The organism is Pseudomonas sp. KUIN-1, from assembly GCF_009176725.1.
GTDB lineage: Bacteria > Pseudomonadota > Gammaproteobacteria > Pseudomonadales > Pseudomonadaceae > Aquipseudomonas > Aquipseudomonas fragariae.
Genome location: NZ_AP020337.1, coordinates 2,530,137 through 2,547,141, shown reverse-complemented (window position 1 = coordinate 2,547,141; position 17,005 = coordinate 2,530,137). Strand labels below are relative to the sequence as shown.

The following is a 17,005-nucleotide window of genomic DNA, read 5'->3' as shown; positions in this document are numbered from 1 at the left end:
TTAAAAAAAGTGTTCATTGAACACCCCTCTTCTGTCAGATGAATTGCTTGCGCAGGCGCTGCGACATGATGTCGATGACGCTTACCACAACGATGATCACCAGCAGCACGGCGCTGGTCTGGACGAACGCAAAGGCGCGAATGTTTTCCCAGAGAATAACCCCGATGCCGCCTGCGCCGACCATTCCTACCACGGTTGCCGAGCGCACATTGGATTCGAACCGGTATAGAGCATAGGAGATCCACAGCGGCATGACCTGCGGAATGACCCCGTAGATGACTTCCTGCAAGGCGCTGGCACCGGTGGCGCGCACGCCTTCGACCGGTCCGGGCTCGATGGCTTCGACAGCTTCGGCGAACAGTTTGGCGAGGACCCCGGTGGTGCTGATCCACAGCGCCAGCACCCCGGCGAACGGCCCCAGCCCGACGGCGACCACGAACAGCATCGCGAAGACCATCTCGTTGATCGAACGAAACGCGTCCATGCAGCGCCGCAGCGGCAGATGAATCCACCACGGCGTGATGTTCTCGGCGCACAGAATGCCCAGCGGTATCGAGCAGACAATCGCCAGTGCCGTGCCCCACAGGGCGATCTGGATAGTCACCAGCATTTCCTTGAGGTAACTGCGCCACTCACGGAAGTCCGGCGGAAAGAAATCGGCGGCGAATGTGGCCATGTTCGACGAGTCGCGAACCAGTGCCATCGGGTTCATTTCTGCGCCGTGCCAGGCCCAGGCCAGTGCAGCGAGCAACAGGCCCCAGCCCAGATAACGGGACCTGTTGGGTTTGCCCGCAACCTGGGTATAGGCAACGTGAGTGGTCATGACGAACTCCTGATCGTGAACGGCTGGCTCAACCTGCGGAGCTGCCTGCGGTTTTCTGGTTCAGCTCGGTGATACGCTCCTGCAACTTGCTCAGGCTGGCATCGATCTCCTTGAGACGGGTGGCTTTCTCCTGCTCATCCAGCGTGGTGCTGGCCACCACTTCGGTGCGCTGCTTGAACAGTTCGAGCTGGCGAATGGGCAACAACTGGTCGTCGCTGGACTTGAGGAACTTGCCCATCTGCATGTTCTTCAGGACGGTTTTCTCTTCATCGGTATTGCCGTAACTGGTGAAGAATTCACGAATCCTGGCCTTGTCCTGGTCCGACAGCGCCTTGCTCCAGACAATCGGGTCGGCCGGGATCAGCGGCGATTTCCAGATAACCTTGAGTTGCTCGACCTTGTCGGGCTGGGTCACGGCCAGGCGATCCCAGCTTTCGGTGTTGAAGGTCGCAACGTCCAGCTGCCCCTTGGCAACACTCAGGGCGTTGACTTCATGACTGGAGTTCAAGGTGCGCTTGAAGGCGGTGGACGCATCGACGTGGTTTTTCGCAAACACGTAATAACCTGGCACCAGATAGCCCGAAGTGGAGTTCGGGTCACCGTTGCCGAAGGTCAGGCTCCTGGCGTTCTTGAGCATGTCTTCGACGCTATTGATCGGGCTGTCCTTGCGCACGATCAGCAGGCTCCAGTAGCCCGCGTCACCGTTGGCGGCCGAGGTCTGGGCAAAGATCTCGCCGTTGGAGCGGTCCACCGCTTCCATCGCCGCCTTGTTGCCCAGCCAGGCCACGTCCACCTTGTTGAAGCGCATGCCCTGAATCAGGCCGGCGTAGTCCGAGGCGAAGGTGGCGTTGACCTTAAGACCGGTCTTGCGGCTCATGTCATCGAGAAACGGCTGCCAGATACTTTTCAGGTTTTGCGAAGACTCGGTGGACATGATGCCGAAATTGATGGCTTTTTCTTCTGCGGCCTGGACCGTGCCCAACGCGCAGGCAGTCAGCAAGGCGGCAGAGGCGAGAAGACGACCGATACGCTTGAACATGCAGGCTCTCCGGAAAATGTCAGGTGGGGGATGTTGAAGCGACGTCAGACCTTGGCCAGCGTGAGGCGGGCTTTTTGCCGCACGCGCTGGCTTCGCTCGGTGATCATCAGACTCGCATCCGCGTCAGCACCGTAGAGGTCGTTGAGGAACTGTTTGCTGAGGTCCTGCGCCTGGCCATCAAAATGGATGCGCCCGGACTTGAGGGCCACAGCACGCGGGCAATAGCGCACGGCATAATCGACCTGATGCAGGGTCACCACGACCGTCTTGCCGTCGCGGCGGTTGATGTCGGCGAGAATTTCCATGACACGTCGGGCCGATTCCGGGTCCAGCGAGGCAATCGGTTCGTCGGCGAGGATCACTTCGGCGCGCTGGGTCAAGGCACGGGCAATCGCCACCCGCTGCTGCTGTCCGCCGGACAGGGTCGAAGCCCGTTGCGCAGCAAGGTCTGCCAGCCCGACCCTTTCCAGCGCGACCATCGCACGCTGTTTTTCCTCGTTATTGAACAGCGCCAGACTGCCGCGCCAGCGCGGCATGCGCCCCAGGCAACCGAGCAGGACGTTGTCGAGCACGCTGAGGCGGTTGACCAGATTGAATTGCTGAAAGATATAGCCGATATCGGCGCGCAAACGTCGCACCTGGCTGTTGAGGCGACCGGAGGACTGAACCTCGCGCCCCAGTACCTGAACCTGACCGCCATTGCTGCGATCACAGCACGCCAGGCCGGCGAGATGCCGAAGCAGCGTTGACTTGCCCGAACCGGAAGCGCCAATCAGCGCAACCATCTCGCCGGGTTGTATAGACAACGCAAGGTCAATGAGCGCGCTTTTGTGGGAAAAGGTCTTGTTCAGGCCTTGTACATGAATGGCTTCGTTCATGAGGCTTCTCGGTCTGCACACAACCCGGGACAGGTCGCATTCGGTTGTCAACCAAACTGAACCTGTGTTGTTGCAGCCTCATGAAGCTCGAATGACGGGGTCATAACAGTTTGTCGCAGATGTTGTTGCGATGCGCACATGGTCAGCGATGCAGGGCGTCGGGATGCGATTCCAGATGCTCTGTCTGCGCCGCCCGGGTATGAGCAACGGCGCAGAGAGTGGCCGGATCAGATCCGGAAGCTGCCTACCAGTTGCTGCAGACGGGCAGCCTGCTCTTCCAGCGAGTTGCAGGCTTCCAGGGTCTGGCGCAGGTTGTCGACACCCAGCTGGTTGAGGGTGTTGATGTGAGTGATGTCGACATTGATCGACTCGACCACCGAGGTCTGTTCCTCGGTTGCCGCCGCGACCGACTGGTTCATGCCGTTGATCTCTTCGATACGGCGGGTCACGCTGCCCAGACGCTCGCCGGCCAGGTTGGCGATGCCGACGCTGTCCTCGCTCTGACGCTGGCTCTCGGTCATGTTGGTCACTGCGTCGCGAGCGCCGACCTGCAGCTCTTCGATCATGGTCTGCACTTGCTGGGCAGAATCCTGAGTGCGATGCGCAAGGTTGCGTACTTCGTCGGCCACTACCGCGAACCCGCGCCCTGCTTCACCGGCACGCGCTGCTTCGATGGCTGCGTTGAGCGCCAGCAGGTTGGTCTGCTGGGAAATGCTGGTGATCACCTCGAGAATCTGCCCGATGTTGGCAGTCTTGCCATTCAGGCTTTCGATGTTCACGCACGACTCGCTGATCTTCCCGGACAGCTCGTTCATCGCCTTGATGGTCTGCTGCACGACGTTCTGGCCGTCGCTGGCCAGGCCGCTCGCATCGCTCGACTGCTGCGAGGTGCGTGCCGCATTCTGGGCGATTTCCTGGGCTGCTGCGCCCAGTTCGTTGATCGCCGCCGCCACGCTTTCGGTACGGTTGGCCTGCTGGTCGGAGTTGCCCATCGAGGCGTTGGAGACCTTGACCACCCGGGTGGCAACCTCACCCAATTGCGCGGCAGTCGAAGCCACTTCACGGATCGAGGTGTGAATACGCTCGACGAAACGGTTGAACGACTCGGCCAGTTCGCCGAACTCATCCTGCGAGGTGATTGCCAGACGCTTGGTCAGATCGCCCTCGCCGTCAGCGATGTCACGCATCGCCCGACCCATCTGATGCAAGGGTTGCATCAGCACGCGAATCAACAGGCCCAGCAGCAGGATGATCACCACCACCACTACCACCATGGCCGTGATGGCCGAGGCACGGAACTCGGCCAACATGGCATAGGCGGAATCCTGCTCGAGGACCAGTGCCACGTACCAGTTGGCCGTCGAAACACCTTGAACAGGCGTGAAGGAAATGATCTCCGGCTTTTTACCGGAGTCGATTTCAGTCACGCCGGTGGTAATTTTCGGAGTATTGGTCGGGTAGGCTTCACTGATGTTCTTGAGCACCAGTTTGCTGTCCGGATGCACCAGAATCTTGCCGTCGGCACTGACCAGGAATGCATAGCCATGGCCATCGAAGTTCAGCGAGTTGATGATCTTGGTGACGTTGTCCAGAGCGATATCAGCACCGGCCACGCCCACGAACTGATTCTGAAACTTGACCGGGGTGGCCATGGTCATGACCAGCTTGCCGGAGGATGCCGCGATGTAGGGTTCGGTCACAATGGTGCCCGGCGCATTCTGTGCCGCCTTGTACCAGCCACGCGCACGCGGATCGTAGTCAGCCGGGCGATTGGCCGACGGCACCGAGAACATTACGCCTTCGGTGCTGCCAAAGTAGCTCAGTTGAAAGCTTTCGCTGTAGGCAGGCAGGCCGATGGCGCGCTGCAACTGGGGCAGCTCCTTGCCATCCGCGGCGATTTGCTGCGACATCGACTGCAGCAATTGCATGCGGCTTTCCAGCCAGGTCTGAATGTTTTGTGTGGTGAGCGTACCCAGTTGTTGCAACTCGGACTTGACGCTGGATTTGAGCGACTGACGTTGTCGATAGTCATTGACGACAATGAACACACTGAACGCCACGACCACAATCAATGCGGCGGCGAGAAGGATCTTTTTGCTGAAACCCAGACTTTTCATAGCGGTTACTTCCACGGCAAAAAACCAATAAGGACGATCTCTGGATCGCCAATCAAACTTCACAACAGTGCCGTCTATTTCACGTTACAACCCACAGGCCGTTCAGCAACCGGAGCCGATACACCTGCCGCGGCGTCAATCACCAGGCAGGTGCGAGTATCGAAACCTTACAGAGACGCTTGTATCGCCATATCGGCGCGATCCACGAGTCCTTGATTATTTTTTTCATCGTGCGTCGAGACATCCCTCCCACAATTGACACTCAAGCGTGCAGAACAGGAAAAACTGGCTATGGTTGAAATCATCCCCCGCCCTGCACAGGATGGCCCCGCCATGCCAAGTATCGAGCAACTTTTTGACGGTTTGCACAGCCTCCCGAGTATTCCCAAAGTGGCTCAGGACTTGATGCTGCAATTTGACAATCCCTCTTCGAACCTGGAAAGCATCGCCCGCAACATCGAGAAGGACCCGGTGATTGCCGCCAAGGTACTGCGCCTGGCCAACTCGGCACGCTTTCGCGGCTCGAGGGAATCCTCAAGTATCGAAGACGCGGCCATGCGCCTGGGTTTCAATACGCTGCGTACGCTGGTCATGGCCTCGGCAGTGACCGGTGCATTCAAGGCCGGGCCGAGTTTTGATCTCAAGGGGTTCTGGCTAAAAAGCTTTCAGGTGGCAGGAATCTGCCGGATGCTGGCGAAACAGACCGGCGTCGACCCTGAAATCGCCTTTACCTGCGGGGTCATGCATAACATCGGTGAGTTACTGATCCAGACTGGCGCACCCGATGTTGCCGAGCGTCTGAACAACGCCGCCAAAGCCGGAACGCCAGGGCGTGCGGCCAGCGAAACCCTGCAACTGGGTTTCAGCTACCCGGAGGTCGGTGCAGAACTGGCCAGTCGCTGGCATCTGCCCAAGGTCATTCAACAGGCTATCGCCTATCAGGCAACGCCGATGAAAGCACCGGCTGACGCATCGCTGCCGAGGATCGTCGCCCAGGCCATCACCATTTCGGATGCCCTGGAAGCTCACGGCGGCGCGACACCTCAGGCGCAGCAGGCGTCAGGCGGGCCGCTGATGGAAGGCATCGATCTGGACGCGCTGTTTGCCGGGCTGCCGGCGGTGCTGGAAGCCGACAAGGCATTTTCCGAATTGTTGAGCTGAGCCACCGGCAACTCTAGAGGCTGAACCGCGCAAGCGGGCATGGCGTCAGGCGGTCGATTGCAGCGGCCGCACAGCGCGTTTATCTGTATATCCATACAGATAAAACTTGCCCGCCGCGCATTCAACGTTCATCCTTGCAGCCCTTGCACCGGTAATCGACGACGGTAGTCATGCGGCTGTTTCTCTGCGAAAAACCCTCCCAGGCCAAAGATATTGCGGCTGCGCTCGGCGCAACCCGGCGTGGCGACGGCTGCTGGGTGGGTGCCAATGCGACGATAACCTGGTGCATCGGCCACCTGCTGGAAACCGCCCCGCCCGATGCCTACGATGCACGTTACAAACGCTGGGTGCTGGAAGACCTGCCCATCGTGCCGGAAAAATGGAAGATGCTGGTCAAGCCCAGAACCGCCAGCCAGTTCAAGGCAGTCAAGCGGCTGCTGGGTGAAGCGACGGAGCTGGTGATTGCCACCGACGCCGACCGTGAGGGCGAAATGATCGCCCGCGAACTGATCGAGCACTGTCGCTATCGCGGGCCGATTCAGCGTTTGTGGCTGTCGGCACTGGATGACGCCTCGATCCGCAAGGCACTGGCGGCGCTCAAGCCCGGTGCCGATACGTTCAGCCTGTATCACTCGGCACTGGGCCGATCACGCGCCGACTGGCTGATCGGCATGAACATGAGCCGCCTGTTCACCCTGCTGGGTCGGCAATCCGGTTATCAGGGCGTCCTTCCGGTCGGCCGGGTACAAACCCCGACCCTGCGACTGGTGGTGGACCGTGATCGCAGTATCGCCAACTTTGTCCCGGCGCCCTATTGGGCTATCGACGTCAGGCTGCTGCATGACAATCAGGCGTTCATTGCCCAGTGGCGCGCACCCTCGGATGCCTGCGACGATCAGGACCGCTGCCTGAATCAGGCGCTGGCGCAACAGGCTGCGCAAGCGATGCGCGGCGCTGCCAGCGCACGGCTGGTCAAGCTGCGCACCGAGCGCATTCGCGAAGCGGCGCCCTTGCCGTTCGACCTGGGCACCCTGCAGGAAATCTGCTCGAAAAAGCTCGGCCTCGGCGCGCAGGAAACCCTGGACATCGCCCAGTCCCTGTATGAAACCCACAAGGTCATCACCTACCCGCGCAGCGATTGCGGATACCTGCCGAACAGTCAGCACGCTGAAGCCGCAGGCATCATCGCGGCGCTGTGCAAGGCCGACCCTGCGCTGGCAAACCTGTCGCCGCACCTCGACCCACAACGTCGGTCACGGGCCTGGAATGACAGCAAAGTGACGGCCCACCACGGCATCATTCCCACCGCAGCTGTACGCGGCGTAGAACGTCTGAGCGGCAAACCGCGAGCGGTGTACACCCTGATCAGGGCGCGTTATCTGGCCCAGTTTCTGCCCAACCATGAATACGACCGCACCCAAGCTGACTTCGACTGTGCAGGCCACGCGCTGCGTGCGGTGGGCAAGCAGATTGTCGAGCCGGGCTGGAAGCGTGCAATGCCCGAAGCGCTGGCCCCGGCCAAGGGTCGCGAAGCGCCTGCCCCGCAGCCGTTGCCGGCATTGTTTCAGGGCTGCGAGTGTGCAGTCGCCGAGGTCATCCTCAAGGACCTCTGGACCCAGCCGCCCAAGCCGTTCACCGAGGGAGACCTGATCAAGGCGATGAAGAACGTCGCCAAACTGGTGGAAGACCCGCTGCTCAAACAGAAGCTCAAGGACACCACCGGCATCGGCACCGAAGCCACCCGCGCCGGGATCATTCAAGGCCTGCTGGACCGTGGCTACCTGACCAAGCAGGGCAAGTCGCTGTGCGCAGCTCCGGCAGCCTTCAGCCTGATCGACGCCGTGCCCCGTGCCATCGCCGATCCGGGCACCACCGCCATCTGGGAACAGGCGCTGGACATGGTCCAGAGCGGCGAAATGAGCCTTGAAGAGTTCGTCGCCAAACAGGCGGCGTGGATGAGCAAACAGATCAGCCGTTGCGTCGGCATGGGTATGAGCATCAGCGGACCGGCCAGCCCGGCGGGCGTTAAACCGCCCTGGAAGAAAAAACGCAAGACCACAACGCGCGTCGCCAAGACCGCCACAACGGACACTGCGGCGAAAAAGCCGCGGCGTGCTGCCAGACCGGCCGCCAAGGCGTAGGCCGCAACAGCGATAGCCAGACCAGCCATTGCACATTCAAGCGTTACGAACAGGTGTTACAACATGTCAGACCGAGAGCTCATCATCCCGCCCACCATGCAGTCGATCATGGACCGTGCAGGCTATGCGCCTGCGGTCAGGGTTGGCGATACCCTGTACTGCGCGGGCCAGGTGGGACGTACACGGGATATGGAGGTCATTCTCAACCCCGAGGCGCAATTCATCGCCTGCTGGGAGAATCTGCGCACGGTACTCGCCGAGGGCGGCTGCACCTTCGACGATATCGTCGACATGACCACTTATCACGTCGCCATGAGCGAACACATGGCGGTGTTTCGCGAGGTGAAAAACCGCATCTTCCCGCGTGGCCAGTGCGCCTGGACCTGCATCGGCGTGGCTGAGCTGGCACATCCAGGGCTGCTTCTGGAGATCAAGTGCATTGCGGTCAGGCGCAACAACGCCTGATCGGCAGTTACAGGCTCGAGCGCAAGGGTATCTCGTGCCGCGAAGCCTGTGCCCGAACGTCATCCAGACCGACCATCTCGTCATGCGCCACGGCTTGGGTCATGAACAGCTTCACGTCAGACACCGAAGACAGCACCTTGCGCGCTTCTTCCACCGAGGCAACGTGCAGGGTTTTTCCACTCGAGTCCTCCACCGGCACGGACTTGCCGTCGATCTTCGCGTGGAGCACGTAGGAACCGCCTTCCATGGAGATCAGATCGAGTTCACGAACCGTTTGATCCTTTACATGCTTGGTCAGGTCTTGAATGTTCAAAGTCACACCTCCGGTGGCGTTCTGGAAATCAGCGCCGCTTGAAAATGGAGCTTTTATTGGCACAAACGTTCAGTCGTTTCGGATCAGGCCAGCCTGCATGCGTTCTGCCATGGGTACATGAAACGGGTTAGGCGATGTTACTGTGGGTCGGCATCGAGCATCGGGCGCGCACGTCGCGCCCCCGCTTATTTCCCCAGCAGCAGCGCGGCATCGAAGCCCATCCGCAAGTTGCCCCAGTGGCGCCCCTCGAAAAAGAACGGCACATCGATTTCGGTCATGATCTCGCCGGTATCGCGCAAGTAAGTCTGCAACAGAAAACGCTGCTTGTTGCCTGCAGCACGCAGGCCGATCGGGTCGGAGAACATGCGTTTGTTGCGGCACACCGGCAGGTCGACTTCGCGATTGCCGGTAGGTTTTTGCGATACCCAGCTGTTATTGACCGGGCAATAGCCTTTGCTGTCGACAATGAAGGTGACCTTGCCGCCGCGTGTGCCCTTGGTCAGCTTGTCGCATTCTTCCTGGCAGATTTGCGCAAAACGCTCGGTGTAACCGGTCGTGTATTGTTTGGGGTCTGTGCCCGGAATCAGCTTGTAACTCTGATCGAACAGATTGACACCCTGCTTGTGCAGCTCGGCCAGACGGACTTGCAGAATGTCACGGCACTGACTGGCGCGAGTAATCGCCGCATCCAGTTCGCCATGCCCAAGCACAAATCGCCCCAGCAACGCCTGCACCTGCTCGGCCACACTGGACAGATCCCGGGTGGCCGTCGCGGAGTGCTGCATGCGCTGGTCGATGGCCTGGCTATCGGAATAAATCCGCGTTACCCGTTCATTGATCCCCGTGTTTGTAGAGGCAAACTGCTGAATGTGCGCCGCGATGTCGGCGAGCTTGTCGTTGGTCGACTCGAAATCGCCGATCATGCTTTCGAAATGGCCGGACGCACGCTCCACCACCAGCTGGGTTTCGCGGGCGCTTTGGCTGATCTGAATGGTCTGTTCGTGTGTGGAGCTGACTTCCTGAAGCATGGCGTCGATGTTGCGCGAGATGTCGTCAGTGGCTTTGCTGACGTTTTGCGCCAGCGTGCGTACTTCGTCGGCCACCACCGCGAAACCTCGACCACTCTCCCCCGCCCGCGCCGCTTCGATGGCCGCATTGAGCGCCAGCAGGTTGGTTTGCGAAGAAATCTGCTGAATAAGCCCGACAATCGACTTGATGCTTGATGAACGCTCATTCAAGCCGGAGACCAACCCGCCGAACTCATTCAGGCTGCTGGATATCTGGCTGATGTTTCCGGTCACTTCCAGCAATTCGGCGTAAGAGTCGCGCGCCATGCTCAGGTTCTGCGCGGTGGTGCTGGAAATGCCCTGAGTCTGCTGCGAGACATCCTCGATGCTGCCCACTGCCATGTTGCTCTGGTCCATCACTTCTCTGGCGAAGCGGGCCTGATCGGTCGCGCTGTCGCTGGAATCACTGATGTTCTTCAGCGAACGCGCCGACTCGACGGCAATCTGTACCGTCAGCCCCTGAATGCTGCTGATGATCTCACGCTGTTTGGCCAGAAAGAGATTGCAGGTACTGGCCAGCCCGCGAATTTCATCGTGAGTGAGCAACGGCAGATCCCTCGACAGATCACCTTCACCGCTGGCGACCTCTTCGAGCGCACGGGTCATGGACATCACCGGGCGCACGATCAGGTGGCGGAAATACCAGACCATGAAGCTGACCATGACCAGCGTGAACAGCGTGCTCAGCAAAATCGCATTGCTCAGCAGATCGAGCTGACTCTGGATCACGCCCAGCGCGGCCGGGTCCGTTTGTGTGCCGCGCAATTGCAGCATGATGTCGGAACGAATATTCAGCGCCACCCAATACAGCAAGGCGCTGACCAGGACCAGCAGGAAAAGGCTTGATAGCTTCTTGGTCAGCGTGTTGAAAAACTGCTTTTCAACTGACTCGTACAAAGCCTTTAACGTCTGCATTTTGCTGCTCCTGGGTACAAGGGTGATTCCGGTGCGATGGTTAACGTCTGTCGCTACCAAAGCTTTAATGCGTTCGCCTTCAGCGCAGGCGGAAAAACTTCAGCCACGCAGTTCACGGCGCTTTTCGCGCCGCAGAGTACTGCAGACCTGGGCAATTTGATATCACAGCTGAAAGCGATCGACCGATTGTGAAAGCTGCCCGGCCATTACCGACAGTTCGTCGGTGGTACTGGCGGTCTGGCCGATGACCCGGCTATTGCCCTCGGACATGCTGGCAATCATTTCCACCTGATGGGCGATTTCATTACTGGCCAGACTTTGCTCGCCAATGGTACGGGTGATGTCGTTGACCAACTGCGTAGTGCTCAACGTAGCATCCAGGATGTCGCTGATCGCACGTTCCACTTCGGCGGTGACCGCCATGCCCTTGTCGACCTGAGCGACACCGGCTTCCATGCTGGTAACCGCTTCGCGGGTGCTCTGCTGGATGCGCGCAACCATGGCGGTGATTTCCTGGGTAGACGCACTGGTGCGTCCGGCCAGGCTGCGCACCTCATCGGCCACCACGGCAAAACCACGGCCCTGCTCGCCGGCACGGGCAGCCTCGATGGCCGCGTTGAGCGCCAGCAGGTTGGTCTGGTCGGCAATCCCCTTGATGACCTGAATAATATTGAAGATGCCTTCCGAGTCCTTGTCCAGCGTGCGGATCACCTGAGCCGACTGCTGTGCCGAACGGGCAATGCTGTCCATGTCACTGACCACCTGATGAATCACCCGACCGCCGTTCTTGGCCAGGGATTCGGCCTGACTGGCCATTTCCAGTGCCTGCCCGGCATGCCGGGTGATTTCTTCGATACTTGCGGTCATCTCGCTGGTCGCCGCCGACATGGTGCCGGCTGCCGAACTCTGTTGCCGGCTGCTGTCGGCCACCTCATGGCAACCACTGCTGAGCTGACGGCTCATGCCGCTGACGTCATTGGCATTGCTGCGCACCACTTCGATCATGCTGCGCAGGTCACGCTGCATGATCGCCAGGCTGCGAATCAGCATGCTGGCTTCGTCACGGCCACGGGACTCGGCAATGGGTTCGCTGAGGTTGCCATGAGCAATGCTGTCGGCAATACGACTGGCGGACGCAAGCGGGATCATGATGCTGCGCGTCACCCAATGCCCCTGGACCAGCAGCAGCAAAATACTGATCGAAAGCACGACCGCCAAGGTGAGATTGGCACTGCGGGTGGTCTGACGGGTGCGTTCGCCGCTGGCTTTGGAGTTGTCCTCGATCAGGTCACTCAAGGTCGACATCTGCCCCTCCAGTTGCGTGAAGGCGCTGGAGAACGTACCCAGTTCTTGCTGCGCACGGTCCGGGCTGTCGATGGCCAGCCCGACAATCCGCTCGCCTGCGCTGATATAAGCGTCGAGGCTTGGCTTTATCCTGCTCAGCTCCGCCTTGATGGCATCGGTGAGCGGCAGTTGCAGGTTATCGCTCACGACCTTGCGAAACAGTGCGGCATGCTCTTTCAGGGATGTCTGCACTTCGTCACGCGTGCTGTTGCTCCTGCCCAGACCAAACAGCATCGCCGACAGCACATCGGCACGCAGCGCGTCATGCATCATGTCGGCTTCCAGGTGATTGCCCAGCGCAGCCATGCTGACTTCACTGTCGAGCATCGCCGCCTCCATGCGCGTGTTACCCAGGTAGTTGACCAGGCTGATGATCATGACGGTCAGTACACTGGTGCCTATCAGCAAGAACAGACGTAGCTTTATCGACATCCTGTAGCCCTCCGGTCAATGAAATAACGCGAGCTGCGGATTGCTCTTATCACCAGCTTATCGACGCACGTTGCCAGATACTTAAGCCTATTTAACGGAATTTGCCGAATCGGCAGTCGATCATGTCGAACGTCCGGCCTGACGCCACTCTGTAACGCGTCTATGGTGAACTAAACACATTCAATCCCCCACAGGAGCAAGCACTGTGCCTGACAAGAAGTTCGCCATCGATCTCGCCTACCGTCCCCGCCTTGCCGACCTCAAACCGCTGACGTCGACGACCCCATTGCTCGAACCACAGGCGCTTGCCGCAGGACGCACCACACCAGCAAGCGACTTGAAAAAACGCACCGGCTATGCAGAGAACTTCCTCGGCGATTTTATCGTGCCCTGGCCGACTGCCGACGAGGAGCTTGCGCCTGACGTCTATCCTTTGAAGAACGCCGGCGATCGCCTCGATTACACGCACTTTTCCATCACCATGTCGCGCAGTCGGCGTCTGGCGCTGTATGTCGGCGTCAACATTGACGGTGCCAACAGTGTAGAGGTCAAGCGCAGCAAGGATTCCTGGGCATTTGACGGCCGTCTGCCCGCCGAGGCGCAGATTGGCGAGAGCGTGTATGCCGACAACCTGCTGGATCGCGGCCATCTGGTTCGGCGTCAGGACCCTAACTGGGGCAAGGAAGCCGAAGTTGCCAACAGCGACACCTTCCACTTCACCAACTGCTCGCCGCAGATGGGCGCGTTCAACCAGAAGACCTGGCTGGAACTCGAGGACTACATTCTCGACAACACACGACGCTGGAAATCACGGGTAACGGTGTTCACCGGCCCTGTGCTGCGCGACGACGACCGCAGCTACCGCAACGTCAAAATCCCTTCTGCATTCTGGAAGGTCGTGGCGTTTCTCGGTGATGACGGCAAGCCTTCGGCCAGCGCCTACATGATCGACCAGACCCGCGAGCTGGGTAAGCTGGACATCATGTTCGGCCCACTCAAAACCTGGCAACGCAGCGTCGCGCAGATCGAACAACTCACCGGCATTCGCTTTGGCGACCTGTCCAGCTACGACGGCTTCTCCAACGAAGAACGCCTGACCGGCACACGCATCGAAGCCCAGATCCGCGGACCGCAGGATATTCGAGTCTGACTTGCCGGTAAGCGCGCCCTGCTCCATGTTCGACCCCGAGTGTGCAGCAAGGACACAAACGTGTGACGCCCAGCGCCACACGTTTGTAACCTGAGCACTACTCGAACTGCCGACGATTTTCCGGAGTAATGAGCTTGAACGGCACCCAGATGACCGGGGACGCCAGGGTTTCGCCGCGCGCCATGCGCATCGCGGCATCCACTGCGCCGTTAGCCTGCCCGAGCGCATCCTGGAACACGCTCACCGCCATCTTGCCTTCGGCCATCAGCTTCAAACCGTCCGGGGTGCCGTCGATCCCGCCCACCAGGTAATCACCCGCCTTTTTACCGGTTTTTTCCAGCCCCATGATTGCCCCAATGGCCATTTCGTCGTTGTTGGCGGCGATGATGGAGAAGTCAACGCCCTGTTTGACCCATTCAATCACGATGGTCGCAGCCTGACTGCGCTCCCAGTTGCCGATTTTCTTCTGCACAACCTTCATGTCCGGGTACTTGGCGACCACCTTCTCCACGTCCTCGGTGCGCATGACCGATGATTTGTTGCTCGGGTCGCCGACCAGAATCACCACATTGCCCTTGTAATTGGCACGGCGAGCCAGCTCTTCCATCTGCAATGTGCCGGATTCCAGTTCGTCGGAGCCGACGAACGCCGTCAGTGCAGGCCACGTGGCAGGCTCAGGATTGCGATTGACGAATACCAGCGGAACCTTGGCCTCGTTGGCCAGACGCATCATTTCCGGTGCACTTTTGCCACTCACCATCGCGACAACGATGGCATCGACTTTCGAGTTCACCAGATTGCGAAACTGCCGCATCTGCAGCTCCACGTCGTCCTGGCCGTTTTCCATGAAAATGTCGGCGTCCAGCAGGGCTACCTGTTTTTCCACGCCGTGGCGCAGGATGGTCTGGAAGTTGTCGTTATATTTGGCCATGCCTACACCGATCAGCGGCGTGGCCGCCTGCGCCAGGCCAGCGAACAGCAGGCTCGCACTCAGGGAAATCGATAACCACTGTTTCATGTTCTGACTCCCGGGGCGTTAAACGCTGAAATGATGGAGCAGCTCGCGCTGATCCCTGGCCATTTTCGACAGGTCCTGACTGCTGATTGCCGATTGCTCGGCACCGTCGGCGGCCTGCTGGGCGGAATCGTTGATGTGCGTGACCATGCGACTGGTCTCCTGCACGGTCGCGCTTTGCTGTTCGGTGGCCGCAGCGATCTGAATGTTCATGTCGCGAATCACATCCACCGCCTCGCCCATTTCCACCAGCAATTGATCAGCGCCGGAGGCCAGTGTCACGCAATGGTCGGACTGGATCTGGCTTTCGTTCATCACCTCTACCGCCGAATGGATCTTGCTCTGCATCTGCCCGATCATTTCCTGGATCTCGCTGGTGGAGGTCTGAGTGCGACTGGCCAGCGAGCGCACCTCATCGGCCACCACCGCAAAGCCCCTGCCCTGCTCACCAGCCCGCGCCGCTTCGATGGCTGCGTTGAGCGCCAGCAGGTTAGTCTGTTCGGCAATGGTGCGAATGGCGTCGACGATGCCGTCGATGTTCTGCCCGTATTTCTGCAACTCGTCGGTCACCGCAGACGCCTTGTTGACCTGCTCAGCCTGCTGGCGAATGTTGACGATGGTGTCAGCCACACGCTTTTGCACTTTCCCGGTCAGCTCACTGGTGCTGTCCACCGCGCCACGGGTGTCCTGAGCCCGACGGGCGACTTCCTCGACCGTGCTTTCCATTTCATTCATGGCTGACGCGGCAGAGTTGAGCCGATCCTTCTGCTCGTCGACCACGCGGGTAGTCTGCTCACTGATCTGCGCGTTCTGGCTGGCGGTCAGCGCCAGGGTGTCGGCCGAGCCGATCAACTGACGAAACGTCTGTTGCAACGACTGGGTGAATTCATTGAGATAACCACCCAACTCACCAAACTCATCGCGGCGGCTGACGTCGAAACGTACCCGCATGTCGCCACTGGTGAGCGTCTTCAAAACCTCGCGGAACGCCGCCAGAGGGCGACGCAGGCTGAAGGCGACCCATGTACCGATGATTGCTGCCGCCATGACGGCCAGCAGGCAGGCGATCAGCAACAGGCTGAGGCTGGTGGCGATGGTCGAATCAGCCCCGGCCTTGGCCTCGTTGGCCACCGCCAGTGACTGATCGCCGAACTCGCCAATCTTGCCCAGCGTTGCCTGAAGACGGGTCTCCGCTGCCTGGCGCTGTTTGTCGACCTGCTCGGCGAGTGCCGCTTCCTGCCTGTAGGCCTGATAAACGCCGTCGCTGCCAGTCAGATCGTTAAGCAGGCGGTTGACCATCACCGCGGCAATCCGGCCAGCGCGCGGGTCGGCTGCGATGAGCTCCCGTGTGCGGGTACTGATCACCTCATCCTGCAAGTTGAGTACGCGCTGCAAGGTCTGAATATTCGGTGTGGCGGCATGGGCAGCCAGACCTTCGTAGGATTTGCCGACGTCCAGTAACAGCTTTTCCCCCGCCGCCACCGTCTCGGCGGAGCCGGCGTTGCGCTCGCGGGCAATATAGTCACGAAGATAACCGGTCAGTTGCGCGCCCTGAGTGCTGCTGTAGCCCTGCAACACTCGGCTCTGAAGTGCCTGCAGAACGTGCTGTCGATGGCTGGCAATCAGCGTCTGCGCCTGCTCGGCATAAGCCGCACTCAGTTGGCGTTGCTGGTTCAGGTTGTCGCGCAGTTCGGCACGATCGCCAATGTAGGCAGGCGTGCTGTCCAGCAACTGATTGAACCGGGTCATGCTGTCGTTGAAGGGCTGCTTGCCATCGTCGATCTGTTTGGGATCAGTGCTGACCAGAATCCCGAGCAGTGCCTGGTTGGCGCGCAGCACATGCACGTAAAGCTCGCTCGCCGCCCTGCTCAAGGGTGCGGACTGCCCTGTGATGACGCTGATCCGATCGCTTATGGAATGGGTGCTTTGATAGCTGATACCTGCCATGGCGAGCAGCAGTAACACCAGCACAGCAAACCCACCGATCACTCGCTGAAGAATGGTCATGGCTATCCTCTTTTATTTTTATTGCGCTGAATCTGATCCGGGCCCGCGTGGAGAACGTCAGTCCGGAAAATGATCGCAACACTAAAGAGAATGTCGGCCTCGCCAAGAACGACTTGAGACGTAGATCACATTATTCTT

General features: G+C 59.6%; 13 protein-coding genes and 2 pseudogenes. 4 read left to right on the top strand and 11 right to left on the bottom strand.

What is annotated here, in order from left to right; all coding sequences use genetic code 11:
• Positions 1–34: 34 nt before the first annotated feature.
• The 5 genes and pseudogenes from phnE to KUIN1_RS28655 form a co-directional block, all read right to left on the bottom strand.
• Entirely contained in the window at positions 35–823 is a 789-nt protein-coding gene (gene phnE / locus KUIN1_RS11795) for a phosphonate ABC transporter, permease protein PhnE (RefSeq protein WP_011267540.1), read from the bottom strand.
• A gap of 28 nt (positions 824–851) precedes the next feature.
• Positions 852–1,862 carry a phosphonate ABC transporter substrate-binding protein gene (phnD, locus tag KUIN1_RS11790; protein ID WP_024652303.1) on the bottom strand — a complete coding sequence of 337 codons (1,011 nt, stop codon included), beginning with the start codon at positions 1,860–1,862 and terminating at the stop codon, positions 852–854.
• A 44-nt stretch (positions 1,863–1,906) separates the two neighbouring features.
• Positions 1,907–2,740, bottom strand: coding sequence for a phosphonate ABC transporter ATP-binding protein (phnC, locus tag KUIN1_RS11785; protein WP_011267538.1), 834 nt, complete (start codon positions 2,738–2,740; stop codon positions 1,907–1,909).
• Between the two features lie 227 nt (positions 2,741–2,967).
• Positions 2,968–3,732 carry a methyl-accepting chemotaxis protein gene (locus tag KUIN1_RS28660; protein WP_370661143.1) on the bottom strand — a complete coding sequence of 255 codons (765 nt, stop codon included), beginning with the start codon at positions 3,730–3,732 and terminating at the stop codon, positions 2,968–2,970.
• Positions 3,733–3,825: 93 nt separating this feature from the next.
• Positions 3,826–4,857, bottom strand: a pseudogene (locus tag KUIN1_RS28655) (HAMP domain-containing protein); the annotation flags it as partial.
• Between the two features lie 333 nt (positions 4,858–5,190).
• On the opposite strand from KUIN1_RS28655, the gene KUIN1_RS11775 reads away from it, so the two are divergent.
• The 3 genes from KUIN1_RS11775 to KUIN1_RS11765 all read left to right on the top strand — a co-directional run bounded on the left by KUIN1_RS11775 (position 5,191) and on the right by KUIN1_RS11765 (position 8,624).
• The gene (locus tag KUIN1_RS11775) at positions 5,191–6,018 is read left to right on the top strand and encodes an HDOD domain-containing protein (RefSeq protein WP_024638442.1); all 828 of its coding nucleotides are present in this window, start codon (positions 5,191–5,193) and stop codon (positions 6,016–6,018) included.
• 170 nt (positions 6,019–6,188) lie between these two features.
• Positions 6,189–8,159, top strand: coding sequence for a DNA topoisomerase III (locus tag KUIN1_RS11770; RefSeq protein WP_024642909.1), 1,971 nt, complete (start codon positions 6,189–6,191; stop codon positions 8,157–8,159).
• A gap of 63 nt (positions 8,160–8,222) precedes the next feature.
• Entirely contained in the window at positions 8,223–8,624 is a 402-nt protein-coding gene (locus KUIN1_RS11765) for a RidA family protein (RefSeq protein ID WP_011267535.1), read from the top strand.
• A gap of 7 nt (positions 8,625–8,631) precedes the next feature.
• Here the strand turns inward: KUIN1_RS11765 and KUIN1_RS11760 are convergent, their stop codons facing one another.
• The 4 genes and pseudogenes from KUIN1_RS11760 to KUIN1_RS28645 all read right to left on the bottom strand — a co-directional run.
• A complete protein-coding gene (locus KUIN1_RS11760) occupies positions 8,632–8,943 on the bottom strand; it encodes a DUF6482 family protein (RefSeq protein ID WP_024638445.1) in 312 nt (103 codons plus the stop codon).
• Between the two features lie 179 nt (positions 8,944–9,122).
• Positions 9,123–10,919: a methyl-accepting chemotaxis protein gene (locus KUIN1_RS11755; protein ID WP_011267534.1), complete on the bottom strand. Its 1,797-nt coding sequence runs from the start codon at positions 10,917–10,919 to the stop codon at positions 9,123–9,125.
• Positions 10,920–11,081: 162 nt separating this feature from the next.
• On the bottom strand, positions 11,082–11,807 hold the full coding sequence (locus KUIN1_RS28650; RefSeq protein ID WP_371834301.1) for a methyl-accepting chemotaxis protein: 726 nt from the start codon (positions 11,805–11,807) through the stop codon (positions 11,082–11,084).
• A gap of 132 nt (positions 11,808–11,939) precedes the next feature.
• Positions 11,940–12,695: pseudogene (locus tag KUIN1_RS28645) on the bottom strand (MCP four helix bundle domain-containing protein); the annotation flags it as partial.
• A 205-nt stretch (positions 12,696–12,900) separates the two neighbouring features.
• On the opposite strand from KUIN1_RS28645, the gene KUIN1_RS11745 reads away from it, so the two are divergent.
• The gene (locus KUIN1_RS11745) at positions 12,901–13,845 is read left to right on the top strand and encodes a DNA/RNA non-specific endonuclease (protein ID WP_003407890.1); all 945 of its coding nucleotides are present in this window, start codon (positions 12,901–12,903) and stop codon (positions 13,843–13,845) included.
• A gap of 97 nt (positions 13,846–13,942) precedes the next feature.
• On the opposite strand, the gene KUIN1_RS11740 is transcribed toward KUIN1_RS11745, so the two are convergent.
• A complete protein-coding gene (locus KUIN1_RS11740) occupies positions 13,943–14,863 on the bottom strand; it encodes a substrate-binding domain-containing protein (RefSeq protein ID WP_152091991.1) in 921 nt (306 codons plus the stop codon).
• 18 nt (positions 14,864–14,881) lie between these two features.
• Positions 14,882–16,867 (bottom strand): methyl-accepting chemotaxis protein, encoded by a 1,986-nt coding sequence (locus tag KUIN1_RS11735; RefSeq protein ID WP_152091990.1) that lies wholly within the window; start codon positions 16,865–16,867, stop codon positions 14,882–14,884.
• Positions 16,868–17,005 lie beyond the last annotated feature (138 nt).